This window comes from Campylobacter sp. BCW_6873 (genome assembly GCF_001762365.1).
In the GTDB taxonomy this organism is placed as follows: Bacteria; Campylobacterota; Campylobacteria; order Campylobacterales; family Campylobacteraceae; genus Campylobacter_D; species Campylobacter_D jejuni.
Map to the genome: position 1 here is coordinate 26237 of NZ_MJWS01000049.1, position 26656 is coordinate 52892.

Genomic DNA, 26656 nt, shown 5'->3' on the forward strand with positions numbered 1-26656 from the left:
CAAATTCTTAAATTTTTGATAAAATATTAAAAATTTTATTTATTAGGTTTTTTATAATGCTACAATCAAGACTTTTGATGAATTTAAAAGGAATGGGAATATCTTTTATACCAAGATATTTTTTTTCAAATAAATTTAGATAAAATTTTTAATGATATTTTAAAATACAATATTAAAGACTTAGAAGAAATACAAACTCGAGTTAAATATTATAATCAAATAAATGAATTTTTTACACCTACAGCAAAGGAAAAAATAGGAAAATTTCCTTTTAAAGACACCTCTTATGCTTTTGATGCTTATGAAATCAGTAAATACTTTAAAGATGAATTTTTATGGAATAAAGAATTTGGCGATGTAAGACATACTTTTAAAGAAGCAACTATTTGCAAATCAAGATCTTTGGAAAATAATATAAATAATATTTTATTAAAACTTGATAAAAATAGGCACTTTTGCTTTTTAAAAGATAACATAAACTATGAAAATAAAAAGGATATAGCAATATTTAGAGGAGCAGTATATCAAAAACATAGAAAAGAATTTTTTGATTCTTATTTTGGTAGAACTTTTTGCAATATAGGAGATACTTCAAAACAACCTAGCCAATGGAAAAAAAACTTTTTAAACAAAAAAGAACAAATGAAATATAAATTTATAATTTCTTTAGAGTGTAACGATGTAGCAAGCAACTTAAAATGGGCTATGAATTCTAATTCTTTAGTTTTAGCTCCAAAAATAACTTGCGAAACTTGGTTTATGGAAGGAACTTTAAAACCAAATTATCACTTTGCTTTGATTGATAATGAGAATTTGTCAGCAGTAATTGAATATTTTAAAAGTCGCTCAAAAGATGCATTGGAAATTATTAATAATGCTCATCAATATATTAAGAAATTTTTAGATAAGAAAAAAGAATTCCATATAGGAATTTTGGTTTTGACCAAATATTTTTATTATTCTAGACAACTTGAACTTAACAAAAAAAGAGATATTTTAGAATTAATCAAATAATTTTTCATAAAAAATAAATCTTTTTATACATTTATCACAGCTTATCATTTTTGGCAAAAATATATGGGTATTGTTAAATTTGGGAAAAATGGTTTTGTGCTTACATCGAATATAGATGAAGATGCGGAACAAGGTGGAGAAATAACTTATTATGAAAAATATTATTATAATTTTGAAATCGTAGGCAATATCTACGAAAACAAGGAGTTATTAGAAGTTAAGGAGTGAAAATTTTATAATATAATACTATATAATATAATATTGATTATCTTTGGAATAAAAGGAGAAAAAAATGAATAACAAAAGAAAAGTTAGGGAATTTCTGTCTTATATGGAGAAATATCTGTTTTTTGTATTGGGATGGTTAAATTAATAGAAAAATTGATAAAATAAAAAAATATTCTATCATTATAAAAAATAGGAAAAGAAAATGAATTTAAAAGATGTTCTAAAGGAAATTGATATTCTAAAAGATTTTTTGAAAGAACACAAACTAGCTTTTGAAACTAAAAAATCACTAGAAGAAGATTTTAAATTAAGATATACAAATGATTCTAATGCAATCGAAGGGAATACACTTACCTTATTTGAAACAAAAGCAGTGCTTGAAGGTATGACTATTGCAGGAAAAAGTGTAAAAGAACACTTAGAAACCATAAACCATTCACATGCTATTGATTTTATGTTAGAACTTGCAAATGCTAATACAATTTTAAATGAATTTGATATTAAATCTTTACATCAAATTATTTTACAAACAATTGATATAAAGAATGCTGGAGTATATAGAAAGGCTAATGTAGTGATTAGCGGTGCAAAACATATTCCACCTGATTATTTGAGTATTGATTTTGAAATGAAAAACTTTTTAAATTGGTATGAGAATGAAGCACAAAATTTACACCCTATTATTAGAGCTTCAAGAATACATATTGACTTTGTTAGAATGCACCCATTTATTGATGGTAATGGAAGAATGTCAAGGCTTTTAATGAATTATGAGCTTGTTAAAAATAATTATCCACCTATCAATATTAAGTATTCTTCAAAAGAAGAATACTTTCAAGCTTTGGAAGAAGCTTGTTATTATAAAAACTTTGAAAAATTTGACACAATAGTAATAAAAGAAGTTAAAAATGAACTAGAAAAAAGAAAACATTTCGCTCTAAAAAATGAAAAAAATGAATATCAAGAAAATTTAAAAGATAAAATAAAAAGGAAAATAAAATGAAAAAAGAGAAAAGTTTGTATTTAATTATTTTTGGATTATCTTTAATTTTTATAGGTTGTGGAGAACCTAAACTTAAAGAATATACTTATAATTCAGAGCAAGGAAGTAAAGAAGGATATGAATTTGCACTTAAAAAAATTGATGAAGAGTATAAAACAAGTGGAAAGTATTCTTTAATTGATTTAAGCGAAATAAAAAATATTAAAACACTTAAAGAAAGAGATTATAATTTTCTTTTAAATTCACAAAAAGAATCTAAAAAAGAAATTGAAAATGGAAGATATCAATATGCTGATATAATGATTATAAATTATAATGATCATTATAGTATACTTAGCGTTGAGTGCAATTTGCGAAGGAAATTTTGTGATATTTCTGATAATTAAAATGTTTTTATGGGTTGAGTTGTGTTAATGCCTAACTCTTCAGCTTTTTTATCTAGTGTTTCTTTGAGTTTAGCATTTTTCGAAAAAACTTTTAATCACTTTCGATTAAAAGTTTCCATATCTTTCATAATAAGATGATAAATATATGTATTTAAAGGAAAACCTAAGCTGTCAGCTCTCTTGAAGGTATTCTTTCGTCTTATCGCTAATTCTTAATTGTATAAGATTGCTCCCCTTACTTTCTTTCTCTTCTACCATTTTCTTTTTATCCTTTTCTATATCTTTTTTTGTTGCGTTTGGATTTGTAATTTTAACATAGTTACTCTTTCCATATTTACAAATTCTTTTTTTTTGTAAGTTCTAATTCTTTTAATTTTTTCTCAAATTTTATGTTTTCCATAAAAAATCAACTTTCTCATATTCTTTAAAATTTTCTTCAAAATATTTTTGTCCTTGTTCTTTTGTTTCAAGGCTATATCCTGAAAAATCTATTTTTCTATCTTTGTCTTTTTCAAAGCTGATTATTGTGTAACATTGCTTGTTTTTTGTTACAAAGAGAAAATTATTATGAAGCACAAAAAAATCATATTTTCTTTTATTAAGATTGTATTTTTCTACCATTTCTTTTAAAAAATTTAAAAATACTTCTTCTGTAAGCTCCTTTTGTTCTTCTTTGTATTTTTTCATTAAGTAATCTGCTTCATCTAAAAAATTATAATAATCTATTTTTGTCATTTTCTTCTCCTTTGAAATTTATATTCTTTATTGGAATTTTCTTCTTTTATATTATTTTTGTTAAAATTAATAATGTGATTTACTACTTTTTCAATATCTTTTAAGCATAAATCTTCATCTAACTGAGTATTTATCCTACTTTTATTCCAAGAATGATTTTGATCAAAAAATATGATTTTAGTAACATTCTCGTCTTTTTCAAATAAATCAGTGTCAAATTTTTCTAAATAAATAGGGGCTATACAAACTTCATTTTCCAACTTATTAAAATCTAATTCTTGTTCGTGTTTTAAGCCAATATAGCCACAAAGCCATTGTCCTTTGTCATTTTGCATTAATAAATCCTTATCTTTTAATTCTTTTAGATTAGGATATTCAACTTTCAAAATAACATATGGAATGTCATTGATTTGTCCTTCTTTTCTTTCAAGTTCTATATATTTTTTTCATTTTATTTTCCATTTTATTCCTTTGTATATATTTGGTTTAGTTGAGATTTCTTTAAACAATATTTGCTCTCTTGTTTAAAGTGTTTTCCATACCTTGAGAAATCATTTCACTTTGTTTTCCATCAATACCTACTAATGATAAAGCCCATGAAGACCCTTTAATAATTAAATTCCACATAATTACCGCTGAAGCAATTTTTGCAAATATAGTTAATAAGCCTGTGATTGCACCTATAATAAAGTTAGTGTGAAAATTATATACGCTAGTTTTAATTCCTGTAAATTGTTCTACAGAAACAAATAAGAAAAATTCGTCTACTAAAACATTTATAAATAATGATAAATATATAAAGAGAATAATTAATACGGGTTTTAAAAATATAGCCATACCATTAATTAAGAATTCAATAATTTTATCCATTCTTTTAGTTGCTAAGGAGAAAGCTACAACGAATGGTGAAATATAAAAATATTTTATCAAAGAAACTAAATAAGATACAAATATTATAATAGAAGCTGTAGTGCAAACCAATAATGGTATTTTTTGAAAAGTCCATTCTATTAACATTATAGCTATAGCATATCCTGTAATTGTTGAGGCAACTGTTCCTGTTATGTATCCAACGATAGCTCCACCTACTGTTCCTATGATTGGCACAGTAGAAGCTGCTGCTGCTTGAATTACAGCCATGAATTTTCCAGTATTTTCCATTACAAAATCTTTTATAGTTGAAGCTCCTGGTAACATCATCCATACTAATTTACCTGCTATCCATCCTAAAGAGCTATCTGTAATATCATCTTTACTAATTTCAATATCTCCTTTATTTATATTTTCTTTAGTGTTTTGAATATTTTTTTTAGTTGCTTTAATCATCCTTTCTTTTTGTTCATCTTCATCACCTTACTCTTCTTTAAACATAGTTACTTCTGCTAAAATTGCACTACTTGGCGTAAATAAAGAATTTATCCATCCAAGTTGCATTTCTCTTACTGCAAAATAAGCATCAAGATTTTTCATTTCATTGATTTTTTGAGTGTTATCTCTTAATTTATCAATTTTTTCCATTTGAGAATTTATTTTAGTTATTTCATTTCTTGCTTTTAAAATATCAGCTTCTAAAGCTATACAAGCTTCCAAGGAAATATCGCCATTTTTTCCTGCCATATCATTACTATCTTCAGCTAAAAATCGTTTTATTTTTTCTTTATCTTCATCTGTTAAAGAAGTGATATAGCTTTCTCTAATAGCAGATAGTTGGTTTTTATATCTTAAAGAACAAGTTTTTTTATAAATTTCATCTCCTTAACTTATAAGAAACTCATTTTCTTTCTTTTTTTCTAATAAGGCTTTAATACCTTGAATATTTACTCCACCTATACTTTTATAAATTTTATCCATATAGGTTTTTCCACCAATTGCACTAGCCATATCTGCAATATCTGTTGATTTTAATGCAAAATATCTAATGACGTTTTGCATAATTGTTGAGTGAGCTAAACCATTTCCTTCAGGTATAGGCATAAAAAATATTCCCATCATAATCATTGGAATATAAAATTTATGTAAAAATTTTTGTTTTCCTTCGCTTTCACCCTTATTTTCTAAGTAAGCTTGAATTTTTTCTGCACTAATTGAAGTAAGAAAAAATCCGCCAACTAAAACAAGAATTAGAATTTGTAAATGTTGATAAATTTTTTCATTGGTTAAAAATAGATTTGAAAAATACGCCATATTGTTTTTATTAAAACCATCTACAGCTGAAGCTTCTTGCAAACTTATACTTGAAGTAGAAAATCCTTTATTTTGATTTAAAACAGAATTTGGAGCTATCAAAAAATCCATAAAACTTTGATTTTTTTGTATAGTTTTAATGCTAAAATTATCTATACCATCTTTTAAGGTTAATTCTCCTAAATTATAAGTTTTTTCTCTATCAATAATATTTGGATTTAAAGTTGCTAAAGCAACTAAATATTTTGCAAAATTAATTTTAGTATCGCTTGGCGTCCATTTAATTATACTTTCTAAATTAATTTTTCTATCTATATTTTCATAATTTTTTAATTCAGTATCAAGTCCTGTATACACTTGTTTAGCACAAGATAAATTAGTTTTTGAAGCATTAAATTTTAAATCTAAATCAAAATTTTCATTTTTATAAACTCTACAAAAAGTTGTCCCATTTTTAAAATCAAATCCTATGATTTGAGTTCCATATCCGCTATTAACCTTTCTACACTCCCAACTACATCCATCATTAGTTTCTATGTCATCATTTCTATTAGAAAATATTTTTTGCATTTCTTCTTTAGTAGTTTCAGAAATAACTCCTTGCCCATTATTTGTTCCTTCTGCAAATAAGAAATTAAACAGCAATAAAAATAAAATTATTTTTTTCATTTGTATTTAACCTTTTGCTTATAATTGTTTTGAAAATTATTTTTAGCATTTAAATTAGGTTCGCCATTTAATTCAGGACACATAAATTTACAACCATTTTTCCATTCAGAACAACCATACCAAAATTTGTTTTTTTCATTTTTACTTTCTCTTTTTATTAAGTTTCCTTGATTACATTGAGGACATTTAAAAGATGTATTTAAATTAGTGCTTTTATTTTCTAATTCAGGTTTTCCATTAACAGATTTTGCCTTAAAATCACAACCATTAGAATATTCAGAACAAGAAAAGAATTTTCCAAATTTTCCATTTATTTCTCTTAAAAAACCTTTTTGACATTTAGGACAAGTTATTTTTTCTTTTTCTTCATTAGAAACAATTTTTTTGTTTAAACTCTTTTCATTATCAATTATTTTTAAAATAAAATCATTAATTGAATTTAAAAAATCGCTTCTTTTTAGTTTTCCTTCTTGTATTTCTTTTTGAGATTCAAACCATAAAGCTGTCATGTCTGGATTTGTCAATATAGGATCTAAATTTTGGATTAAATTAATTCCAAGTTCTGTAGCATTAACAACTTGCTTTTTATCCTTTGAAACTACAATATAGCCTCTGTTTATTAAAGTTTCTATGTGATTACTTCTTGTTGCTGGAGTTCCTATTCCGCCATTTTCGCCTTTTTTATCTTTATCTTTTTCTATTAAAAGTTTTTTAATTTTTTCATCTTTAACATATTTAGAAACTTGATTTAAATCTTTTAATAAAGTAGTATATTACATCATAAATTAAAAATTTGATTTTAGTTTTCAGCCAAAAACAAGTAATATTACGATAAAATCTCGGACTTACAAAGGGGCATTAGCTCAGCTGGGAGAGCACAACGCTGGCAGCGTTGGGGTCAGCGGTTCGAACCCGCTATGCTCCACCATATGGTTCCGTAGCTCAGCTGGTAGAGCACTACCTTGACATGGTAGTGGCCGTTGGTTCAAGTCCAATCGGAGCCACCATCACCCTTCCTTATACAAAGGATTATCATGCAAAACACTATCATACAAAAAGCCATCCATAAAGATTTAAATTCTATACTTGAAATCACAAAAGATGCTTTAAATGCTATGAAAGCTATGAATTTTCACCAATGGGATGAGAATTATCCTAATGAAATAGTTTTTCAAGAAGATATACAAGCACAAGAACTTTATGTGTTTAAAGAAAATGATGAAATTTTAGGCTTTATCTGTATCAATGAAAAATTTGAACCTGAATTTTATAAACAAGTTATTTTTAACAAAAATTATGATGATAAAGCCTTTTATCTACACCGTTTAGCCGTCAAACAAAAGGCAAAGGGCAAAGGCGTAGCACAAAAACTTTTAAATTTTTGCGAAAATTTTGCCTTGGAAAATCACAAGGCAAGTTTAAGAGCAGATACTCATAGTAAAAATTTTCCTATGAATTCGCTTTTTAAAAAGCTTGTTTTTAATTTTTGTGGAAATTTTAACATACCTAATTACCAAGATCCTTTTTTAGCTTATGAAAAAATTCTAAACCAAAAAGCTTTTTGAGTTTTTCTCATAGGCTTTAATTTGTGCTTCATGTTTTAAAGTCAAAGCTATATTATCAAATCCTTCCAAAAGACAAATTCTGTGAAAATCATCTAAATCAAAAGAAAAATCCTATCTTTAAAAAATACTCTTTTTTACAATAAAGAAATTTCTATATTTTTATCTTGGGATTTTTTTAACTCATCAACTATTTCCAAAACCTCATCTTTAGTAAGTTCTATGGTAAGCAAACCATTTCCTAAGGCATTGTTTTTAAAATATCCGCAAAAGAAGGTGCGATAATAACTCTAATACCATGATCAACCAAAGCCCAAGACGCATGCTCTCTTGAAGAACCATTACAAAAATTTTCAAAACTCACCAAACATAAACATCATCTAACTTATAAGTACTTTCATCGTGGTCTAAATTTTCAAGGCAAGTTTTTATCGCCATAACCACTTCTTCTAAATCTCATTTTCCACATCACGCAAAGTGATATCAAAGATTATGATTTTATTATCTTTCACGATTTAATCCTTTAAAACCAAAACAGACTAAATGAATTTAAAAAATTCAAAAACTTAACAACAATGATAAAAAATTAAAAATGTAAAAAAATGATTAAAAATAAAAATTGAGTTTTAGAATGAGAATTGCAGTAGCAGATTAAAAGTATTGTCTTTACTTTTTTGTTGGACTGAATTTGAAATTTTACAAATTTGTTTCATCTTTTCCTCCTTTGTTAAAATTAATCCTTGATGTATCATATTTTTAGTAAATGTGCTTGTAAAATTCTTAAATTAAGAAAATTATTGATATAATTGTAGTTTTAAGTAACAAAAAGGATGTTGATGTTAAAAGAACTCTTAGAGATTAAAAAAGAAATGGAACCTGTTATCCACGAAGCCAATGTGAAATTAAATGTCCTGGCTCGTGAAGTCATAGTCCGAAAAAAAGAATACGAAATTTATGGCCCTATGGTAGATCGTGTTTATCTTGATAATGCCATTTATGTTAAAGTTATGTCAAGTGGACGCGATGTAAAAACAGACAATGTAGCTATAAAAAATGGTTTTTACATGGTTTTTGTAGCCCCTGAAAAAGAAAGTACAAAAGACATCAAAAACAAACTCAAAGTAGCTTATGAGGGGCTTGATAACAAATTTATCGCTACACTCATACGATCTTGCCAACGCTTTAAAGAAATCATAAATAAAACCCAAGCCACACTCGCTAAAGCTTCTAAAATGAATGTAGTAGTAAAAACAAATTTAGGCGAAGCAAGTGCTGCACTTAAATTTAACATCAATATAGAATACACTAGAGACACTCAAAAACTCACTCGCGAAAATTCAAAATCAGCAGGAAGCTTTAGAGATACTAAAACTTATATAAATCTTATAGTAGAAAAAAATACAGATTCTCAAATTTGTGAAAAATTACTTGATGATGTAGAAAAATACTTTATCGGTGGAGGTTGATTTCATTAATGCAAGTTATAAAAACTTGCATTAGATTAAAATTTATAATTATATCCTAAATATACACCATAATTTGTTTGTTTAGGATCGTAAAAGTTTGAGCCCACTTTATTTTGATAAAAATTTCTAGAATTATAATGAATTTGCTCTGCTTTAAAGCCTAATTCTATTTCATTATGTGGTGTCAAATCATATAAAGCACCTATTTTCGCTCCATAAAAATAACCGTCAAAATTTTGCGACAAAGATAAAAAGCTTGTTTTTAAGGTAAGATCTGTTCTTGCATATCCTCCATACACACCTAAAACAGCTCTGGTTTTTTCAAAAAGCTTAGGAGTAAAATCATAACCTGTTAAAAATTTATGTGTAGTAAAATCACCTTCGATTTGAATTCTAGGAGTTTTGATAAAATCACTAAATTCATCAGAATAATTATAACCAGCATAAATTCTATGATTTTCATTTAAACGATATCCAAGTTTTAGACCAAACGATGGTATATTACCTGAAATATCTCCATTAAAATTTTGCTTTGTATTCTTATGTTTTAACTCACTTTTTACTTGAGCATGTATCCAAGCTGCATCAGCACCTATAAAAAAACCGGAATTCTCATCTGCTAAAGCCAAATTTGAAAACAAAGTAGCACTTGCGACAATGCTTAATAATTTTTTATTCATAACCTAACTCCTTATAATAAAATTCGATCTAAAAATTTTAGATCTTTTTATATTATATATTCTTCAAAGATTAAATAAGAATTTTTTATAAAATATTTAATCTTTACATAAAAATATGTGAATATTTTACTCAAATATTATTTTGGAACAACTATATCACTACGACATTCTATTACCGTATGCACATTTCCACGCGGGTTAAAATCCCCCACAACTTTAATCCATTTTGGTTTTAGTTTATCTTTTAAAGTATTGTAAATTTCATTGATACTTGCTTCATGTGAAACATTTCTATGCATAAAAGTATTGATATAAAGCTTTATCGCCTTAAGCTCAACCACAAATTTATCAGGTATATACTCAAGATAAATCGTTGCAAAGTCAGGATAGCCCGAACGCGGACAAGTACACATAAATTCAGGTAAAGTGATTTTAATGATATAGTCATTTTTCGCATCATTTGGCCAAATTTCCATATTTTCTACATCAAATTCTTTGATTTCTTTTTCACCATAACGCATAGATTTTCCTTAAATTTAAATTCAAGCAAAAATTATAACAAAATAAGTTTTTAAAACGATTATGATACAGATAAGAAAATGCAATTTTATTGCAACTCACCCCTAGCAAGAGTGAGTTAGCAATAAATTGAAGGCAGTTCAAGCCTAAGCCTAGTATTACAAGACTACCAAGATAGGCTTGTAAAGCAAGGCTTGCTCCCTTTAAGGGAGCAAAAAACAATATTTTATAGAATGCTAAGCTTAAATTATTGTTTAAGCTGGATCAAGGTTTGAAGCATTTGATCACTGGTTGAAATGGTTTTTGAGTTTGCTTGATAACCCCTTTGGATAATGATAAGTTCTGTTAAAGAACGGCTCAAATCCACATTTGACATTTCAAGAGCTGAGGTTTTCATCTCACCACGACCCCCTGTTCCTGCTTCACCTACTACGATATTACCACTATTTGCAGTAACTTTGAAAAGGTTTCCGCCGATTTCCTCAAGACCTGAGTTATTAGCCACTGAAGCCATAGCGATTTTTGCCACTGCAAAAGTTTTACCATTGGTAAATTCGCCTAAGATATTTCCTTTATCATCAACGCGGATAGCATCAGGTTTTAAGTTACCCGAAGTATAACCATCGGTTGCTTGTCCTGTTAGAGTTGAAGCAGAGTTTGAGCTTACAAGGCCGTCATTGCTTCCGCTTGTTCCAAAGGAAAGTTTGATTTGTTGATTTGGCGCAGCACCATTGTTTGGTGAAAAGCTTATAGTTTTTGGTGTATAGCTTGCTAAAGATCCATCGTTGTTAAATCTTGCACTACCCACGATGATGTTCGTAGGACCTTCTCCTGTAGTGTTGATCTCTGCAGGTTCTGGTACGCGAATGATCATTTGCCATTCATTACCCCCATCTTGAGTGGTGCTTTGTTTTACAAATTGCACTTCTAAAGTATGTTTTGAACCTAAAGAATCATAAATTTCAAGCCCTGCTGAAAAGGATGAAAGTTTAAGCTGTTCGCTTTCTTTGATCGATCCACCCGTTACTAAAGGACCATCCCAAGCTTTAAAAATAGCTGTAAAAGCATCATTGGTGCTTACTGTGCCTTCTTTATTAGAATAAGCAGTGATATTAAAACTCATATTTTTAGCTGCTACATTTTGAGCATTACCACTATTAACGCCTGCACCTGAAGGTATGGTGGAGTCTTCATTTGCATTAGATATAGCAAAATGTCCGCTTGAATTTACTACAACTTTGACATTTTGATTGATATCATTCATATCTACTGTTGTTCCATCACCTTTACCACTACCATTATAGTCTACACCATATCTAGCATCTCTTTGTAAAAGCTCTCTTAAATCTTCAGTTGTTCTAAATACTCTTGCATCAGTATTTAAAAGTCCACCATGCAAAGCATCCCAGTAGTTTGCAGAAGCAGGATCTGTAGGTCTATTGTTTGTATTAGCAACATAACTTGGACCCCCATCAGGATTATACATAGGAGGTAAATCCACAGGATTTGAACTATAAATATACTTATGTGCGGTAATAACTTTTACATTTTCACCTCCAGCTTTAGCACCATTACCAGCTATCCAAGCAGAATCAGTCTTAGCAGTATTCATTTTTGCTACTGTAAATTTCTTTTGTCCTTCATTATAAGTTACATTTTGAATTTCACCCGCACTATTATTAGAATTTACAGTAAGATCAATATTTTTCATATTATCTGTAGTGCCATCAGCATTATCATTGACAAATTCTATACCTGAGCCATCTGATTTTTTAACCGCTTTTACTCCTGTTCCTTCTCTAGTATCAGTTGGTGCGGTGAAAGTGTTGATATAAGCTATGGCATCATCAAGACTTTGAATATCAGCATTATAAATATTTACACCATTTAAAGTTATATCTAAAGTTACTTTATTGTCCTTATCACCCCAAAAAATTACTGAGGTTTGTTCTGACGTATTGTTAGGATCAAATACTTTTTGTCCTCCTGTATTTGTAGTGTATTTTGCATCTGCATATGAAACCCAAATTCCTTGTCCATCTCTTAGATTTAGCCCTGTTCCTTTTGCATTAAACAAAGCTCCTGCATCTACGCCTTTTTCTGTTACTTCAACCGAATTTTTAGAAGTAGTATAAAACTGAGTGGTTCCTGTATCGTTTTCATCTTCAGCTTTGTTGGTTTTAGTATTATAGCCATGAACTGAGTCAAGTCCGTATAAATTCGTGCTTGAAGTTCCTATATTTAAACCACTATTTAAATTTGCTTTGATAGCTACTTCGGTTGATTTTGCTGCAGGGATATGCATACCTGGATCGATGAAAATGTTTTGTGGAGTTCTTGAGCTATCTATGGTTTGATCATCCCAGTTGATATTCCATCCTTGCACAACAAAACCGGCATTATTTACAAAATTCCCATAAGCATCAAGTTTAAAGTCTCCACTTCTTGTAAGATAGTTTGTAAGACCGCCATCATCACTCACCATGAAAAAACCATCACCATTGATAGCCACATCAGTGTTTTTATCTGTAGTTTGAACTGAACCTTGAGAATGAATTCTTGTAGTAGAACTTACTGAAACGCCAAGACCGATTTGAAGTGGGTTTTGTCCACCTCTTCCATCAGTTGGAGTTGTAGCGATTTTTACTGTTTGGCTAAACATAGTTCCAAAATCTGCACGAGAATATTTAAAACCAGTGGTATTAACATTTGAAATGTTATTACCTTCAACATCCATCGCAACTTGATGTGCTTGTAGTCCGCTTACGCCAGACCAAAGTGATCTCATCATCTTAAATCCTTTATAAAATATTGCTTTAAAAATTTAACGCTTTGGCTTTAAAAAACTTTTGCGTTTATGTGAAGTTTTACAAGCAAGTTCTGTTCCAACTTTTGAAATTTTTTATGAATTTTTTAAAAATTTATAGAAAAAATTTAAAGGTATTTTAGGAGTTTATGGAGCTTTGGACTTTTGTGTAATGAAAATTACCAAAATCACACCCTAACTCTTAAATTTGCCGCATGAGTTAATGCCACTGCTATAGCATCTGTGATATCTAAAGGCTTGATATCTTTACTAAGTCCTAAAAGTCTTTTTACCATAAAAGCAACTTGTTCTTTGGTTGCTTTAGCTTTTCCTGTGACGGCTTTTTTCACTTGTAAAGGAGTGTATTCTACAAAGTCTCCATGAATTTGAAGAATTTTTAAAGATAGGGCTCCGCGAAATTGTGCGAGTTTTAAAACGGTTTTTGGATTGTAAGCAAAAAAGATATCTTCTATGGCTACCTCATCAAAAGAATGATTTTTAAAAATCAAGTCCAAACCCTCGCAAAGCTCTGTGATTTGATACTGTAAAGTACTTGGCTTTATCTTTATAAGCCCTGCTTCTATGAGAATGTTTTTTCCTTTGTTGGCTTCTATGATAGCATAACCACAATTTCTCGAACCTGGATCTATACCTAAAATTTTCAAATTCATACCTTTTGAAAATAAAATACAAAAGCGGATTTTAACCTTTTTTTATGAAATTTAAGATAAAATTTATACATTATGCAAAATTTAAAGAGAGATTATGAATCCAAGCCAAATACTTGAAAATTTAAAAAAAGAATTAAGCGAAAACGAATACGAAAACTATCTATCAAATTTAAAATTCAACGAAAAGCAAAGCAAAGCAGATCTTTTGGTTTTTAATGCTCCAAATGAACTCATGGCTAAATTCATACAAACAAAATACGGCAAAAAAATCGCGCATTTTTATGAAGTACAAAGCGGAAATAAAGCCATCATAAATATACAAGCACAAAGTACTAAACAAAGCAACAAAAGCACAAAAATCGACATAGCTCATATAAAGGCACAAAGCACGATTTTAAATCCTTCTTTTACTTTTGAAAGTTTTGTTGTGGGGGATTCTAACAAATACGCTTATGGAGCATGTAAAGCTATAATACATAAAGACAAACTTGGAAAACTTTATAATCCTATCTTTGTTTATGGGCCTACAGGACTTGGAAAAACACATTTACTTCAAGCAGTTGGAAATGCAAGCTTAGAAATGGGAAAAAAAGTCATTTACGCTACAAGTGAAAATTTTATCAATGATTTTACTTCAAATTTAAAAAATGGCTCTTTAGATAAATTTCATGAAAAGTATAGAAACTGCGATGTTTTGCTTATAGATGATGTGCAGTTTTTAGGAAAAACCGATAAAATTCAAGAAGAATTTTTCTTTATATTTAATGAAATCAAAAACAACGATGGACAAATCATCATGACTTCAGACAATCCACCCAACATGCTAAAAGGTATAACCGAACGCTTAAAAAGTCGTTTTGCACATGGGATCATAGCTGATATAACTCCACCTCAACTAGATACAAAAATAGCCATCATAAGAAAAAAATGTGAATTTAACGATATCAATCTTTCTAATGATATCATAAACTATATCGCCACTTCTTTAGGGGATAATATAAGAGAAATCGAAGGCATCATCATAAGTTTAAATGCTTATGCAACCATACTAGGACAAGAAATCACACTCGAACTTGCCAAAAGTGTGATGAAAGATCATATCAAAGAAAAGAAAGAAAATATCACCATAGATGACATTTTATCTTTGGTATGTAAAGAATTTAACATCAAACCAAGTGATGTGAAATCCAATAAAAAAACTCAAAATATAGTCACAGCAAGACGCATTGTGATTTACCTAGCTAGGACACTTACGGCTTTGACTATGCCACAACTTGCGAATTATTTTGAAATGAAAGATCATACGGCTATTTCACATAATGTTAAAAAAATCACAGAAATGATAGAAAATGATGCTTCTTTAAAAGCAAAAATCGAAGAACTTAAAAACAAAATTCTTGTTAAAAGTCAAAGTTAAGTGAAAGGATGTGAAAAATAAATTCTAGAATGTGAAAAAAAGAAATTAAGCAAAGTATGATAAAATACAAATTTGATTATTTTGCTTTGAAGAATTTCACAATTTCAACAAGCTTATTATTACAACGAATTTAAAATTAAAATAAACCAAGGAGAAAAAATGAAGTTAAGTATCAATAAAAATACTTTAGAATCTGCAGTGATTTTATGTAATGCTTATGTAGAAAAAAAAGACTCAAGCACTATTACTTCTCATCTTTTTTTTCATGCTGATGAAGATAAACTTCTTATTAGAGCTAGTGATTATGAAATAGGTATCAACTATAAGATAAAAAAAATCCGCGTAGAATCAAGTGGTTTTGCTACTGCAAATGCAAAAAGTATTGCAGATGTTATTAAAAGCTTAAACAATGAAGAAGTTGTTTTAGAAACCATTGATAATTTTTTATTTATAAGACAAAAAAGTACAAAATACAAACTTCCTATGTTTAATCATGAAGATTTTCCAAATTTTCCAAATACAGAAGGAAAAAACCAATTTGACATTGATTCAAGTGATTTAAGCCGTTCTCTTAAAAAGATATTACCAAGTATTGATACAAACAACCCAAAATACTCCTTAAATGGTGCATTTTTAGATATAAAAACAGATAAAATTAACTTCGTAGGAACTGATACAAAACGCCTTGCAATCTATACTCTAGAAAAAGCGAATAATCAAGAATTTAGTTTTAGTATCCCTAAAAAAGCTATCATGGAAATGCAAAAACTTTTCTATGAAAAAATAGAAATCTTTTATGATCAAAATATGCTCATCGCTAAAAATGAAAACTTTGAATTCTTTACAAAACTTATTAACGATAAATTTCCAGATTATGAAAAAGTTATACCAAAAACTTTCAAACAAGAACTTAGCTTTTCAACTGAAGATTTTATAGATAGTCTTAAAAAAATCAGCGTTGTAACTGAAAAAATGAAACTTCATTTTAACAAAGATAAAATCATCTTTGAAGGTATAAGTTTAGACAATATGGAAGCAAAAACAGAGCTTGAAATTCAAACAGGAGTGAGTGAAGAATTTAATCTTACTATAAAAATCAAATATTTACTTGACTTCTTAACTTCTATAGAAGAAGAAAAATTCACTTTAAGTGTAAATGAACCTAATTCAGCATTTATAGTCAAATCCCAAGGACTATCAATGATTATCATGCCTATGGTTTTATAATAAGAACAAGTAAAAGATAAAGGAAAAATATGCAAGAAAATTACGGTGCGAGTAATATTAAAGTCCTAAAAGGCCTAGAAGCTGTTAGAAAACGCCCAGGTATGTATATAGGAGATACAAACATAGGCGGACTTCATCATATGATTTATGAAGTTGTGGATAATTCTATCGATGAAGCTATGGCAGGACATTGTGATACTATAGATGTAGAAATCACTACTGAAGGAAGCTGTATAGTTAGTGATAATGGTCGTGGTATTCCTGTTGATATGCACCCAACTGAAAATATGCCAACTTTAACCGTTGTTTTAACTGTCCTTCATGCAGGGGGAAAATTCGATAAAGATACTTATAAAGTTTCAGGTGGTTTGCACGGTGTTGGGGTTTCGGTTGTAAATGCACTCTCTAAAAAACTTGTAGCTACAGTTGAAAGAAATGGAGAAATTTATCGTCAAGAATTTTCAGAAGGTAAAGTTATCAGTGAATTTGGTGTGATAGGAAAAAGTAAAAAGACAGGAACAACTATAGAATTTTGGCCTGATGATCAAATTTTTGAAGTGACTGAATTTGATTATGAAATTTTGGCTAAAAGATTTCGTGAACTTGCATACTTAAATCCAAAAATCACTATAAATTTTAAAGATAACCGCGTAGGCAAACATGAAAGTTTTCACTTTGAAGGTGGAATTTCTCAGTTTGTTACAGACTTAAATAAAAAAGAAGCTTTAACTAAAGCAATTTTCTTTAGCGTAGATGAAGAAGATGTGAATGTTGAAGTAGCTTTGCTTTACAATGATACTTATAGCGAAAATTTACTCTCTTTTGTAAATAATATCAAAACTCCAGATGGTGGAACACACGAAGCTGGTTTTAGAATGGGCTTAACTCGTGTGATAAGTAACTATATAGAAGCAAATGCAAGTGCTAGAGAAAAAGATAATAAAATCACGGGTGAAGATGTGCGTGAAGGTTTAATCGCTGTTGTGAGTGTAAAGGTGCCTGAACCACAATTTGAAGGACAAACCAAAGGAAAACTTGGTTCAACTTATGTGCGTCCTATAGTTTCAAAAGCAAGTTTTGAGTACTTGACTAAATATTTTGAAGAAAATCCTATCGAAGCTAAAGCTATAATGAACAAAGCTTTAATGGCTGCTCGTGGTAGAGAAGCAGCGAAAAAAGCCAGAGAATTAACGCGTAAAAAAGAAAGTTTAAGCGTAGGAACTTTACCAGGGAAATTAGCTGATTGTCAAAGTAAAGATCCAAGTGAAAGTGAAATTTATCTTGTGGAAGGGGATTCTGCAGGAGGTTCTGCAAAACAAGGTAGAGAAAGATCTTTCCAAGCTATATTGCCTTTGCGTGGTAAAATTTTAAATGTTGAAAAAGCAAGACTGGATAAAATTTTAAAATCTGAGCAAATTCAAAATATGATTACCGCTTTTGGCTGTGGTATAGGTGAAGATTTTGATCTTTCAAAACTTAGATATCATAAAATCATCATCATGACAGATGCGGATGTTGATGGATCACATATACAAACCTTGCTTTTAACTTTCTTCTTCCGTTTTATGAATGAACTTGTGACAAATGGACATATTTATTTAGCACAACCGCCTTTATATCTTTATAAAAAAGCTAAAAAGCAAATTTATTTAAAAGATGAAAAAGCTTTGAGCGAATACCTGATAGAAACGGGAATAGAAGGTTTAAATTATGAAGGTATAGGAATGAATGATTTAAAAGATTATTTAAAAATCGTTGCAGCTTATCGTGCAATTTTAAAAGATCTTGAAAAGCGTTTTAATGTGATTTCTGTGATACGCTATATGATAGAAAATTCAAATTTAGCTAAAGCAAATAATGAAGAATTATTTAGTGTAATCAAACAATTTTTAGAAACACAAGGATATAATATCTTAAATCATTATATCAACGAAAATGAAATTCGAGCTTTTGTTCAAACTCAAAATGGCCTAGAAGAACTTGTGATCAATGAAGAACTTTTCACTCATCCACTATATGAAGAAGCAAGTTATATTTTTGATAAGATTAAAGATAGAGGCTTGGAATTTGATAAAGATATTTTAGAAGTTCTTGAAGATGTTGAAACCAATGCTAAAAAAGGTGCTACTATACAACGCTATAAAGGTTTAGGAGAAATGAATCCTGAGCAACTTTGGGAAACCACAATGGATCCAAGTGTAAGAAGACTTTTAAAAATTACTATTGAAGATGCACAAAGTGCAAACGATACCTTTAATCTCTTTATGGGCGATGAAGTTGAACCAAGACGCGATTATATCCAAGCACACGCTAAAGATGTAAAACATTTGGATGTGTAAATTTATCATTGAAGAAATGATTTCTTCAATGAGTTTTGTTTTGTAAGAATATAGCTAGAGGAATTCTTCTTCTTGTATCGTATTTTTCTCCATAATATTTTTCAAGATAATTTAAAATTTTTTCTTCATCTTCAGGTTCTATTTCCCAAAGTCCTTCACTATCTTGCATCCATCTTATAGCTGCTAACCAAGCTTTTCTACTTGCGTGCATATTGGTAATGAGATTGGATCCATGACAAGCTAAACAATTTGCTTCCACTAAAGGTGAATCAGGATCGATAATCAATCCTGTATCAGGGTTAATTTCAAGATTTTGAGCCCAACTTGCACTTAAAAACAATGCTAAGATCAATATAATTTTTTTCACCATTCTTAAACTCCATAAACATTAACTCTATGGCATGCATTATTGATATATCCTCCTGGATTCCACTGTGCTAAAACCATAGGTTGACTGTTACCTTGACTATCGATAGCTCTTGCCCAAATTTCATAATATCCTTTTGTTGGTATTGATATTTGAGCACTCCATTTTTGCCATGCTAATCTATTTAATGGTTTTTCTACCTTTGCTTTAGTCCATGTTACGCCATAATCATTGCTTACATAAACTTCACTAACTTCAAGTTCTCCAGCCCAAGCTTTACCTCTAACTTCAAATTTTTTATTTGCTTTTATTTCAGAACCATTTTTGATATTAGTAATTACAGATCTTATAGGCATTGATTCTATGATTTTCATCTCGCCTTTATAGTTAAAATCTCCTGGTTTTACCGGATTTACAGGAACTTTATAAGAACCTTCCATTTTTTCACCATCATGAATTTTATTTCTTACTGAAATTTTATAAAGCCATTTACCGCTTGTACTTGCAGGGTAACCACCACAAACAAGTCTAAGTGGATAGCCATTGACTAAAGGAATATCTTTGCCTTCATAAGCCCAAGCTATTAGAGTTTCATCTTGTAAAGCTTTAGAAATAGGAACTCCTCTACTAATAGGTGAAGTTTCTTCACCATTTAATTTTGTATCTATGCCATAATATCCGATATAAACCGCATCATTTTTGATGCCACAATCTTTTAAAATATCTTTTAAACGCACTCCTGTCCATCTACCACAAGCTACTGCACCATAACCCCATTGAGTTCCTTTTGTGCTAGGTATAACTTCAGATCTACCATTTCCACCGCATTCAACTGTTAAGGCATAAGTATAGGTTTTAAATTTCTTTTTTAAATCTTCTATGGTGTAAGATTTTTTATTGATAATACTTTCTCCATCGATTTCTAAAGTCCAACCTTTATGAAGTCTTTCTTTTATCGTTTCTAGGCTTGGTGGTAAGCCATTATTTCTAACAAAGAAATTTTCAGATTTTGTAAAATCAGAATCAAGAGCATAAATTTCAGTTTCTGCTGTTAATGGTTTTTCACCATGATAGATAAGATCTTTTTTACCTTCTATTTTAAAATCAGGTAATTCTTTTGCCAAAGCCTTACTTCCTAAAAAATTCTCAAAAGAAAAATTTGACAATACACTAATGCCAAATAAACCAAGTCCTATATTTTTTAGAAAGTCTCTACGATTTTCTTTTTGATCGTTCTGTTTCATTGAAATATCCTTAAATATTTATATAATCTTTTATTTTATTATAAATTTTAAAAATTTAAATAATTAATTATATTAATTATTTAAATTAAAAAAATTAATTATTTTTATAATTTTACATATTAAATAAAATCATCATATGTTCGAGTTTTATTACATTTTAACTAAGTTTTTTCTACAATTAAATTTTTAAAATTATTTAAGGAATGATTTTGACTTTACTTACTAATCCTATCATTATCAGTGTTGTTTTGATGACTTTACTTTGTTTGTTTCGTTTTAATGTGCTTTTGAGTCTTTTGATTTCAGCTCTTGTTGCAGGTGTATTTTCTCATCTTGAACTCGTAGATACTATGAATATACTTATAAGCGGAATGAAGGAAAATTTAAAAACAGCTCTTAGCTATATACTCTTAGGGGCCATTGCCGCAGCGATTTCAAAGACAAATTTAACTGCATATTTGATTAAGATAGTAAGCCATTTTATATCTCATAAAAAATATTTATTGCTTTTGTCTATAGCTTTGATTTCTTGTTTTTCTCAAAATTTAATTCCTATTCATGTGGCTTTTATACCTTTGTTAATTCCACCTCTTTTAAGTCTTTTTAATAAACTTAAAATTGATCGTAGAGCGGTTGCTTGTGCTTTAACTTTTGGACTTACTACGCCTTATATGGTTTTGCCAGTAGGCTTTGGACTTACTTTTCAAGATCTTTTAAAAGATAATTTAAATGCAAATAATGTAAGTGTATCTTTAAATGATGTTACAAATACTATGTATTTTGCTGCTATTTGTATGATAACAGGACTTTTTCTAGCGCTTTTTGTGTTTTATCGTAAGCCAAGAGAGTATCAAGAAGTAGAAATTGCTAAAGTAAATTTAGAAAATCTTGAAATGACTCGTAAGGAATGGGGCGTTTTAGCTGGGCTTGTTTTAACTTTAATTTTGCAAATTTTGACTATGAATTTACCTTTATCAGGGCTTTTGGGTTTTGTTTTAATGGTTATTTTGGGTGGAGTTGAATTTTCAAAAGTCAATGAAGTTTTTGATGATGGGCTTAAAATGATGGGTTTTATAGCTTTTGTTATCCTTGTTGCTGCAGGATATGGAGAAGTTTTAAAAGAAAGTGGATCAGTAGTAGAGCTTGTAAATTCAGTCGTTCCTTGGATGGAACAAAGTAAATTTTTAGCAGTATTTTTTATGCTTTTAATAGGACTTATCATCACTATGGGTATAGGTACTTCTTTTGGAACTATACCTATCATAGCTACGCTTTTTTGTCCTATTTGTTTGGAACTTGGTTTTAGTACAGCACTTATTATATTTATCTTAGGAGTAGCAGGAGCTTTAGGAGATGCAGGAAGTCCAGCTAGTGAAACAACCATGGGAACTACTGTAGGATTAAATGCTGATAAACAACACGATCACATTAAAGATACTTGCATACCAACTTTTATTTTTTATAATGGCTCATTATTGATTTTAGGTAGTATTATCGCCATGTTTTTATAATTTTTACAAATCTATCAAAATATTTTTTAATTTATTTATTTTTAAGATAAAAATTATATCGATTTTAAAAAAATATATGCTATAATCCTTTATAAAGCTAACAAAATTTAAATCAGTCTTATAAGGAGAGCAGAATGGATTTAGAAAATATCCTAGAAAGTAATCAAAGCATAGGTTTATATCATCCAAAGAACGAACATGATGCCTGCGGTATCGCTGCAATTGCTAATATACGCGGTATTGCCTCTTATAAGGTTATTTGTGATGCTTTAGAAATTTTGATGAATCTTGAGCACCGAGGTGGTGCAGGAGCTGAAGAAAATTCAGGTGATGGGGCGGGGATTTTGATCCAAATTCCACATGATTTTTTTAAAACTCAAGAATTGGGTTTTGAACTTCCTAAAAAGGGTAATTATGCTGTAGCACAGATGTTTTTATCACCCAATACTGATGCAAAAGAAGAAGCAAAAGAAATATTTTTACAAGGTTTAAAGGATAAAAAACTTGAATTTTTAGGTTTTAGAGAAGTGCCTTTTAATCCTAGTGATATAGGTGCAAGTGCTTTAAAAGCTATGCCTTATTTTTTACAAGCCTTTGTGAAAAAACCAAGTAAAATAAGTGCAGGACTTGAGTTTGAAAGAGTGCTTTATAGTACGCGTCGCCTTATAGAAAAAAGAGCTATTAATGTGCCAAAATTTTATTTTTCAAGTTTTTCTTCACGTACCATAGTTTATAAAGGAATGCTTCTTTCAACTCAATTGAGCGATTTTTATCTTGATTTTAAAGATGTCAATATGAAATCAGCCATCGCTTTGGTGCATTCTCGCTTTTCGACTAATACCTTTCCAAGTTGGGAAAGAGCACATCCAAACCGCTATATGGTGCATAATGGAGAGATTAATACCATACGCGGAAATGTTGATAGTATAAGAGCTAGAGAAGGTTTGATGCAAAGTGAGTATTTTGAAAATTTAGATGAAATTTTTCCCATCATAGCTAAGCCTAGCAGTGATTCTGCAATGTTTGATAATACTTTAGAATTTTTAGCTCTAAATGGTCGCACTTTAGAAGAAGCTTTTATGATGATGGTGCCAGAACCTTGGCATAAAAATGAAAATATGGAAAGCAAAAAGCGTGCTTTTTATGAGTATCATTCTTTATTGATGGAGCCTTGGGATGGACCTGCTGCTATAGTTTTTACTGATGGAGTGATTATGGGGGCGAGTTTGGATAGAAATGGTTTTCGTCCTTCAAGGTATTATCTTACAAAAGATGATATGCTCATACTTTCAAGTGAAACAGGGGCTTTAAAACTTGATGAAAAAAATATCAAAGCTAAAAAACGCTTAGAACCTGGAAAACTTTTACTCGTTGATACAGCAAGAGGTAGGGTTATAGCTGATAATGAAATCAAAGAGCATTATGCTAATGCTAAGCCTTATAAAAAATGGCTTAAAAATTTAGTTGAACTTGAAAAACAAAAAAGCGGAGTTTATAAACATCAGTTTTTAAAAGAAGATGAGGTTTTAAAACTTCAAAAAGCTTTTGGTTGGAGTTATGATGAGCTTAAAATGAGTGTGGCTGCTATGGCTCAAAATGGTAAAGAAGCTATAGCAGCTATGGGTGTAGATACTCCTTTGGCTATACTTTCTAAAACTTATCAACCTTTGTATAATTATTTTAAACAACTTTTTGCACAAGTAACTAATCCTCCCCTTGATGCCATAAGAGAAGAGATCGTTACTTCTACAAGGATTTATCTAGGAAGCGAAGGCAATTTATTAAAACCCGATGAAAACAATGCAAAACGTGTAAAAATAGCCTTGCCTGTGATAAGTAATGAAGAACTTTTTGAAGTTAAGGCTTTAAATAAATTTCAAGTTAAAGAATTTTCTATACTTTATGATTATTCTAAAAAAACTTTAGAAAAGGCTTTAGATGAACTTTGTGTTAAGATAGAAGATGAGGTTAAAAAAGGTGTTTCTATTATCATTTTAAGCGATAAAGGAGTGGATGAAAAAAACGCTTATATCCCCGCTTTGCTTGCTGTTTCTGGAGTGCATAATCATCTAGTAAGAAAAAATTTAAGAACACACACAAGTCTTATCATCGAAAGTGGTGAACCTAGAGAAATTCATCATTTTGCATGTCTTTTAGGCTATGGTGCGACTGTTATTAATCCTTATTTGGTTTATGAGAGCATACAAAAACTCATTGCCAATAAAGATTTAAATTTAAGTTATGAAAAGGCGGTAGAAAATTTCATCAAGGCAAGTTCAAGTGGCATAGTCAAAATTGCTTCTAAAATGGGAGTTTCTACCTTGCAAAGTTATAATGGCTCTGCACTTTTTGAATGTCTGGGCTTAAGCTCTAAGGTGATTGATAAATACTTCACTTCTACAACTTCACGCATTGAAGGTATGGATTTAGAAGATTTTGAAAAAGAGCTCATTGCTTTACACAAATATGCTTTTAACGATACACATAAGGCTTTAGATTCTAAAGGAATTCATGGTTTTAGAAGTGCTAAAGAAGAACATTTAATCGATCCGCTTGTGATTTTTAATCTTCAGCAAGCCTGCCGCAACAAAGACTATAAAAGCTTTAAAAAATACTCGGCTTTAGTAGATGAAAAACAAGTTAATTTGCGTTCTTTGATGGAATTTGATTTTAGTGAAGCTATCAGTATAGATAAGGTTGAAAGCGTAGAAAGTATAGTTAAACGCTTTAGAACAGGGGCGATGAGTTATGGTTCTATTTCTAAAGAAGCACACGAGTGTTTAGCACAGGCTATGAATAAAATAGGTGCTAAATCAAATTCAGGTGAAGGTGGTGAGGATGAAGAACGCTATGAAATCAAAGAGGGTGTGGATAAAAACTCAGCCATTAAGCAAGTAGCAAGTGGGCGTTTTGGCGTGGATTTAAACTACTTAAGTCATGCAAAAGAAATTCAAATCAAAGTCGCTCAAGGTGCAAAACCAGGTGAGGGCGGACAATTAATGGGCTTTAAAGTCTATCCTTGGATAGCTAAGGCTAGACATTCTACTGCAGGTGTGACGCTGATTTCCCCACCTCCTCATCATGATATTTATTCTATTGAGGATTTGGCTCAACTTATTTATGACCTAAAAAATGCGAACAAAGACGCTAAAATTTCAGTAAAACTTGTAAGCGAAAATGGCATAGGAACGGTTGCTGCAGGTGTGGCTAAGGCAGGTGCGAATTTAATCCTTGTTTCAGGTTATGATGGAGGTACGGGTGCAAGTCCTAGAACTTCTATACCGCATGCTGGAATTCCTTGGGAGTTAGGCTTAGCTGAAACGCATCAAACTTTGATCTTAAATAAGCTTAGAGATAGGGTAAGATTAGAAACTGATGGAAAGCTTATGAATGGGCGTGATTTAGCCATAGCAGCACTTTTAGGAGCTGAAGAATTTGGTTTTGCAACCGCGCCTTTGATTGTTTTAGGTTGTACAATGATGAGAGTTTGTCATCTAAATACCTGTCCTTTTGGTATAGCCACTCAAGATACAGAACTTAGAGATCGTTTCAAAGGCAAAGTAGATGATGTGATTAATTTCATGTATTTTATAGCCGAGGAACTTAGAGAATACATGGCAAGGCTTGGTTTTGAACGCCTAGATGATATGATAGGTCGCGTGGATAAACTCCGCCAAAAAAGTGTGCAAGGTAAAGCAGGAAAGCTAAATTTAGATAAAATTTTAAAATCCTTGCCTACTTATAATAGAACCGCTGTGCATTTTAAAGATTATAAAGACAATAAACTTGAAAAAACGATTGATTATAGAATTTTACTACCACTTTGTAAAAATGCTGTGGAGAAAAAAGAGCCTATCAAACTTTCTTTAGAAGTAGGAAATCAAAGTCGTACTTTTGCAACTATGCTTTCAAGTGAAATTTTAAAAACTTATGGAAAAGATGCTTTAGATGAAGATAGTATCCATATCAAAGCTATAGGCAATGCAGGTAATAGCTTTGGAGCGTTTTTGTTAAAGGGCATTAAACTTGAGATTATAGGCGATAGCAATGATTATTTAGGCAAGGGTTTAAGTGGTGGCAAAATCATAGCAAAAATTTCAAATGAAGCTACTTTTTCGCCTGAAGAAAATATCATCGCAGGAAATGCTTGTTTATATGGAGCAACTGAGGGTGAAGTGTATTTAGATGGTATAGCAGGGGAAAGATTTTGTGTAAGAAATTCAGGAGCTTTGGCTGTGGTTTTAGGAACAGGCGTGCATGGTTGTGAATATATGACAGGTGGGCAAGTTGTAGTTCTTGGAGATGTGGGTGCGAATTTCGCTGCTGGTATGAGTGGGGGCGTTGTTTATATTTTTGGAAGACACAATGAAGCTCATGTAAATACCGAGCTTGTGGATATTAAAGATCTTAATGCTAAGGATGAAAAAGAATTAAAAGCTGTGATAGAAAAACATATCGCTTATACAGATTCTAAAAAGGCTAAAGATATTTTAGAAAAATTCGATAAAAAAGACTTTTTTAAAGTCATGCCAAGAGATTATGAAAAGATGTTAAAAATGCTTGATCTTTGTAAAAATGAAAAAGATCCAAATTTAGCAGCATTTTTGAAAATCACGCAAAAATAAGGA

Annotated in this window: 23 protein-coding genes, 2 tRNA genes and 2 pseudogenes; 13 read left to right on the forward strand and 14 right to left on the reverse strand. The window is 30.1% G+C overall.

From position 1 onward, the window contains the following. Positions 1–402: 402 nt before the first annotated feature. From AJ932_RS10745 to AJ932_RS02605, 4 genes are all read left to right on the forward strand, one after another. Positions 403–1014 (forward strand): glycosyl transferase family 90, encoded by a 612-nt coding sequence (locus AJ932_RS10745; protein WP_070278401.1) that lies wholly within the window; start codon positions 403–405, stop codon positions 1012–1014. Between the two features lie 63 nt (positions 1015–1077). Continuing rightward, positions 1078–1242, forward strand: coding sequence for a YopX family protein (locus AJ932_RS10030; RefSeq protein WP_004305855.1), 165 nt, complete (start codon positions 1078–1080; stop codon positions 1240–1242). A 202-nt stretch (positions 1243–1444) separates the two neighbouring features. Continuing rightward, positions 1445–2245, forward strand: a complete 801-nt coding sequence (locus AJ932_RS02600; RefSeq protein ID WP_070278403.1) for a Fic family protein — start codon at positions 1445–1447, stop codon at positions 2243–2245. After that, positions 2242–2631 (forward strand): hypothetical protein, encoded by a 390-nt coding sequence (locus AJ932_RS02605; RefSeq protein WP_070278405.1) that lies wholly within the window; start codon positions 2242–2244, stop codon positions 2629–2631. The genes AJ932_RS02600 and AJ932_RS02605 overlap by 4 nt, the downstream gene beginning before the upstream one ends. 387 nt (positions 2632–3018) lie before the next feature. Here AJ932_RS02605 and AJ932_RS02610 read toward each other — a convergent pair whose 3' ends face one another. The 7 genes and pseudogenes from AJ932_RS02610 to AJ932_RS11010 form a co-directional block, all read right to left on the reverse strand. Continuing rightward, entirely contained in the window at positions 3019–3366 is a 348-nt protein-coding gene (locus tag AJ932_RS02610) for a hypothetical protein (RefSeq protein WP_070278407.1), read from the reverse strand. Further along, positions 3363–3701 (reverse strand): hypothetical protein, encoded by a 339-nt coding sequence (locus tag AJ932_RS02615; protein WP_053872653.1) that lies wholly within the window; start codon positions 3699–3701, stop codon positions 3363–3365. Before AJ932_RS02615 ends, AJ932_RS02610 begins: the two co-directional genes overlap by 4 nt. Positions 3702–3867: 166 nt before the next feature. Then, entirely contained in the window at positions 3868–4692 is an 825-nt protein-coding gene (locus AJ932_RS02620; RefSeq protein ID WP_070278409.1) for a hypothetical protein, read from the reverse strand. A 27-nt stretch (positions 4693–4719) separates the two neighbouring features. Beyond that, complete coding sequence (locus AJ932_RS02625) at positions 4720–4983, reverse strand: hypothetical protein (protein WP_070278411.1); 264 nt, start codon at positions 4981–4983, stop codon at positions 4720–4722. Between the two features lie 138 nt (positions 4984–5121). Next, positions 5122–6219, reverse strand: a complete 1098-nt coding sequence (locus AJ932_RS02630) for a hypothetical protein (protein WP_070278413.1) — start codon at positions 6217–6219, stop codon at positions 5122–5124. Then, positions 6216–6695 carry a topoisomerase DNA-binding C4 zinc finger domain-containing protein gene (locus AJ932_RS02635; protein WP_410002268.1) on the reverse strand — a complete coding sequence of 160 codons (480 nt, stop codon included), beginning with the start codon at positions 6693–6695 and terminating at the stop codon, positions 6216–6218. Before AJ932_RS02635 ends, AJ932_RS02630 begins: the two co-directional genes overlap by 4 nt. Next, positions 6672–6956: pseudogene (locus tag AJ932_RS11010) on the reverse strand (DNA topoisomerase); the annotation flags it as partial. The pseudogene AJ932_RS11010 and the gene AJ932_RS02635, both read right to left, overlap by 24 nt. Positions 6957–7071: 115 nt before the next feature. On the opposite strand from AJ932_RS11010, the gene AJ932_RS02640 reads away from it, so the two are divergent. The 3 genes from AJ932_RS02640 to AJ932_RS02650 all read left to right on the forward strand — a co-directional run bounded on the left by AJ932_RS02640 (position 7072) and on the right by AJ932_RS02650 (position 7784). Continuing rightward, a tRNA-Ala gene (locus AJ932_RS02640) sits at positions 7072–7147 on the forward strand. A 3-nt stretch (positions 7148–7150) separates the two neighbouring features. Then, positions 7151–7226, forward strand: a tRNA-Val gene (locus AJ932_RS02645). Positions 7227–7253: 27 nt separating this feature from the next. After that, positions 7254–7784: a GNAT family N-acetyltransferase gene (locus tag AJ932_RS02650; RefSeq protein ID WP_070278417.1), complete on the forward strand. Its 531-nt coding sequence runs from the start codon at positions 7254–7256 to the stop codon at positions 7782–7784. Here AJ932_RS02650 and leuD read toward each other — a convergent pair. Next, positions 7764–8148, reverse strand: a pseudogene (gene leuD, locus AJ932_RS02655) (3-isopropylmalate dehydratase small subunit); the annotation flags it as partial. The gene AJ932_RS02650 and the pseudogene leuD overlap by 21 nt on opposite strands. A gap of 469 nt (positions 8149–8617) precedes the next feature. On the opposite strand from leuD, the gene AJ932_RS02660 reads away from it, so the two are divergent. Further along, positions 8618–9247: a hypothetical protein gene (locus AJ932_RS02660; protein ID WP_002870446.1), complete on the forward strand. Its 630-nt coding sequence runs from the start codon at positions 8618–8620 to the stop codon at positions 9245–9247. 35 nt (positions 9248–9282) lie between these two features. Here the strand turns inward: AJ932_RS02660 and AJ932_RS02665 are convergent, their stop codons facing one another. From AJ932_RS02665 to ruvC, 4 genes are all read right to left on the reverse strand, one after another. Then, on the reverse strand, positions 9283–9927 hold the full coding sequence (locus tag AJ932_RS02665; protein ID WP_070278419.1) for an outer membrane beta-barrel protein: 645 nt from the start codon (positions 9925–9927) through the stop codon (positions 9283–9285). A gap of 137 nt (positions 9928–10064) precedes the next feature. Continuing rightward, positions 10065–10448: a preQ(1) synthase gene (gene queF / locus AJ932_RS02670; RefSeq protein WP_044779746.1), complete on the reverse strand. Its 384-nt coding sequence runs from the start codon at positions 10446–10448 to the stop codon at positions 10065–10067. A gap of 245 nt (positions 10449–10693) precedes the next feature. Beyond that, a complete protein-coding gene (gene flgE, locus AJ932_RS02680; protein ID WP_070278421.1) occupies positions 10694–13237 on the reverse strand; it encodes a flagellar hook protein FlgE in 2544 nt (847 codons plus the stop codon). A gap of 203 nt (positions 13238–13440) precedes the next feature. After that, positions 13441–13923, reverse strand: coding sequence for a crossover junction endodeoxyribonuclease RuvC (ruvC, locus tag AJ932_RS02685; protein ID WP_083261775.1), 483 nt, complete (start codon positions 13921–13923; stop codon positions 13441–13443). Positions 13924–14017: 94 nt separating this feature from the next. On the opposite strand from ruvC, the gene dnaA reads away from it, so the two are divergent. The 3 genes from dnaA (at position 14018) to gyrB (ending at position 18906) form a co-directional block, all read left to right on the forward strand. Further along, positions 14018–15340 (forward strand): chromosomal replication initiator protein DnaA, encoded by a 1323-nt coding sequence (dnaA, locus tag AJ932_RS02690; protein ID WP_002870442.1) that lies wholly within the window; start codon positions 14018–14020, stop codon positions 15338–15340. A 159-nt stretch (positions 15341–15499) separates the two neighbouring features. Continuing rightward, complete coding sequence (dnaN, locus tag AJ932_RS02695) at positions 15500–16567, forward strand: DNA polymerase III subunit beta (protein ID WP_002860849.1); 1068 nt, start codon at positions 15500–15502, stop codon at positions 16565–16567. A gap of 29 nt (positions 16568–16596) precedes the next feature. Then, on the forward strand, positions 16597–18906 hold the full coding sequence (gene gyrB / locus AJ932_RS02700; protein WP_052859133.1) for a DNA topoisomerase (ATP-hydrolyzing) subunit B: 2310 nt from the start codon (positions 16597–16599) through the stop codon (positions 18904–18906). 25 nt (positions 18907–18931) lie between these two features. Here the strand turns inward: gyrB and AJ932_RS02705 are convergent, their stop codons facing one another. Both AJ932_RS02705 and AJ932_RS02710 read right to left on the reverse strand, forming a co-directional pair. Further along, positions 18932–19273: a monoheme cytochrome C gene (locus AJ932_RS02705; RefSeq protein WP_002857673.1), complete on the reverse strand. Its 342-nt coding sequence runs from the start codon at positions 19271–19273 to the stop codon at positions 18932–18934. 5 nt (positions 19274–19278) lie between these two features. Then, the gene (locus AJ932_RS02710; protein WP_070278425.1) at positions 19279–20517 is read right to left on the reverse strand and encodes a sulfite oxidase; all 1239 of its coding nucleotides are present in this window, start codon (positions 20515–20517) and stop codon (positions 19279–19281) included. A 203-nt stretch (positions 20518–20720) separates the two neighbouring features. Here AJ932_RS02710 and AJ932_RS02715 point away from each other — a divergent pair, with 203 nt between their 5' ends. Further along, positions 20721–22028, forward strand: a complete 1308-nt coding sequence (locus AJ932_RS02715) for a Na+/H+ antiporter family protein (protein WP_044779740.1) — start codon at positions 20721–20723, stop codon at positions 22026–22028. A 134-nt stretch (positions 22029–22162) separates the two neighbouring features. After that, complete coding sequence (gene gltB / locus AJ932_RS02720; RefSeq protein WP_070278427.1) at positions 22163–26653, forward strand: glutamate synthase large subunit; 4491 nt, start codon at positions 22163–22165, stop codon at positions 26651–26653. Positions 26654–26656 lie beyond the last annotated feature (3 nt).

What these genes read in the sequence shown, in the direction of transcription:
- AJ932_RS10030 (WP_004305855.1), top strand. Translation starts at nt 1,078, where the DNA reads ATGGGTATTGTTAAATTTGGGAAAAATGGTTTTGTGCTTACATCGAAT.
- AJ932_RS02600 (WP_070278403.1), top strand. Translation starts at nt 1,445, where the DNA reads ATGAATTTAAAAGATGTTCTAAAGGAAATTGATATTCTAAAAGATTTT.
- AJ932_RS02605 (WP_070278405.1), top strand. Translation starts at nt 2,242, where the DNA reads ATGAAAAAAGAGAAAAGTTTGTATTTAATTATTTTTGGATTATCTTTA.
- AJ932_RS02610 (WP_070278407.1), bottom strand. Translation starts at nt 3,366, where the DNA reads ATGACAAAAATAGATTATTATAATTTTTTAGATGAAGCAGATTACTTA.
- AJ932_RS02615 (WP_053872653.1), bottom strand. Translation starts at nt 3,701, where the DNA reads ATGCAAAATGACAAAGGACAATGGCTTTGTGGCTATATTGGCTTAAAA.
- AJ932_RS02620 (WP_070278409.1), bottom strand. Translation starts at nt 4,692, where the DNA reads ATGATTAAAGCAACTAAAAAAAATATTCAAAACACTAAAGAAAATATA.
- AJ932_RS02625 (WP_070278411.1), bottom strand. Translation starts at nt 4,983, where the DNA reads ATGGCAGGAAAAAATGGCGATATTTCCTTGGAAGCTTGTATAGCTTTA.
- AJ932_RS02630 (WP_070278413.1), bottom strand. Translation starts at nt 6,219, where the DNA reads ATGAAAAAAATAATTTTATTTTTATTGCTGTTTAATTTCTTATTTGCA.
- AJ932_RS02650 (WP_070278417.1), top strand. Translation starts at nt 7,254, where the DNA reads ATGCAAAACACTATCATACAAAAAGCCATCCATAAAGATTTAAATTCT.
- AJ932_RS02660 (WP_002870446.1), top strand. Translation starts at nt 8,618, where the DNA reads ATGTTAAAAGAACTCTTAGAGATTAAAAAAGAAATGGAACCTGTTATC.
- AJ932_RS02665 (WP_070278419.1), bottom strand. Translation starts at nt 9,927, where the DNA reads ATGAATAAAAAATTATTAAGCATTGTCGCAAGTGCTACTTTGTTTTCA.
- queF (WP_044779746.1), bottom strand. Translation starts at nt 10,448, where the DNA reads ATGCGTTATGGTGAAAAAGAAATCAAAGAATTTGATGTAGAAAATATG.
- flgE (WP_070278421.1), bottom strand. Translation starts at nt 13,237, where the DNA reads ATGATGAGATCACTTTGGTCTGGCGTAAGCGGACTACAAGCACATCAA.
- ruvC (WP_083261775.1), bottom strand. Translation starts at nt 13,923, where the DNA reads ATGAATTTGAAAATTTTAGGTATAGATCCAGGTTCGAGAAATTGTGGT.
- dnaA (WP_002870442.1), top strand. Translation starts at nt 14,018, where the DNA reads ATGAATCCAAGCCAAATACTTGAAAATTTAAAAAAAGAATTAAGCGAA.
- dnaN (WP_002860849.1), top strand. Translation starts at nt 15,500, where the DNA reads ATGAAGTTAAGTATCAATAAAAATACTTTAGAATCTGCAGTGATTTTA.
- gyrB (WP_052859133.1), top strand. Translation starts at nt 16,597, where the DNA reads ATGCAAGAAAATTACGGTGCGAGTAATATTAAAGTCCTAAAAGGCCTA.
- AJ932_RS02710 (WP_070278425.1), bottom strand. Translation starts at nt 20,517, where the DNA reads ATGAAACAGAACGATCAAAAAGAAAATCGTAGAGACTTTCTAAAAAAT.
- AJ932_RS02715 (WP_044779740.1), top strand. Translation starts at nt 20,721, where the DNA reads ATGATTTTGACTTTACTTACTAATCCTATCATTATCAGTGTTGTTTTG.
- gltB (WP_070278427.1), top strand. Translation starts at nt 22,163, where the DNA reads ATGGATTTAGAAAATATCCTAGAAAGTAATCAAAGCATAGGTTTATAT.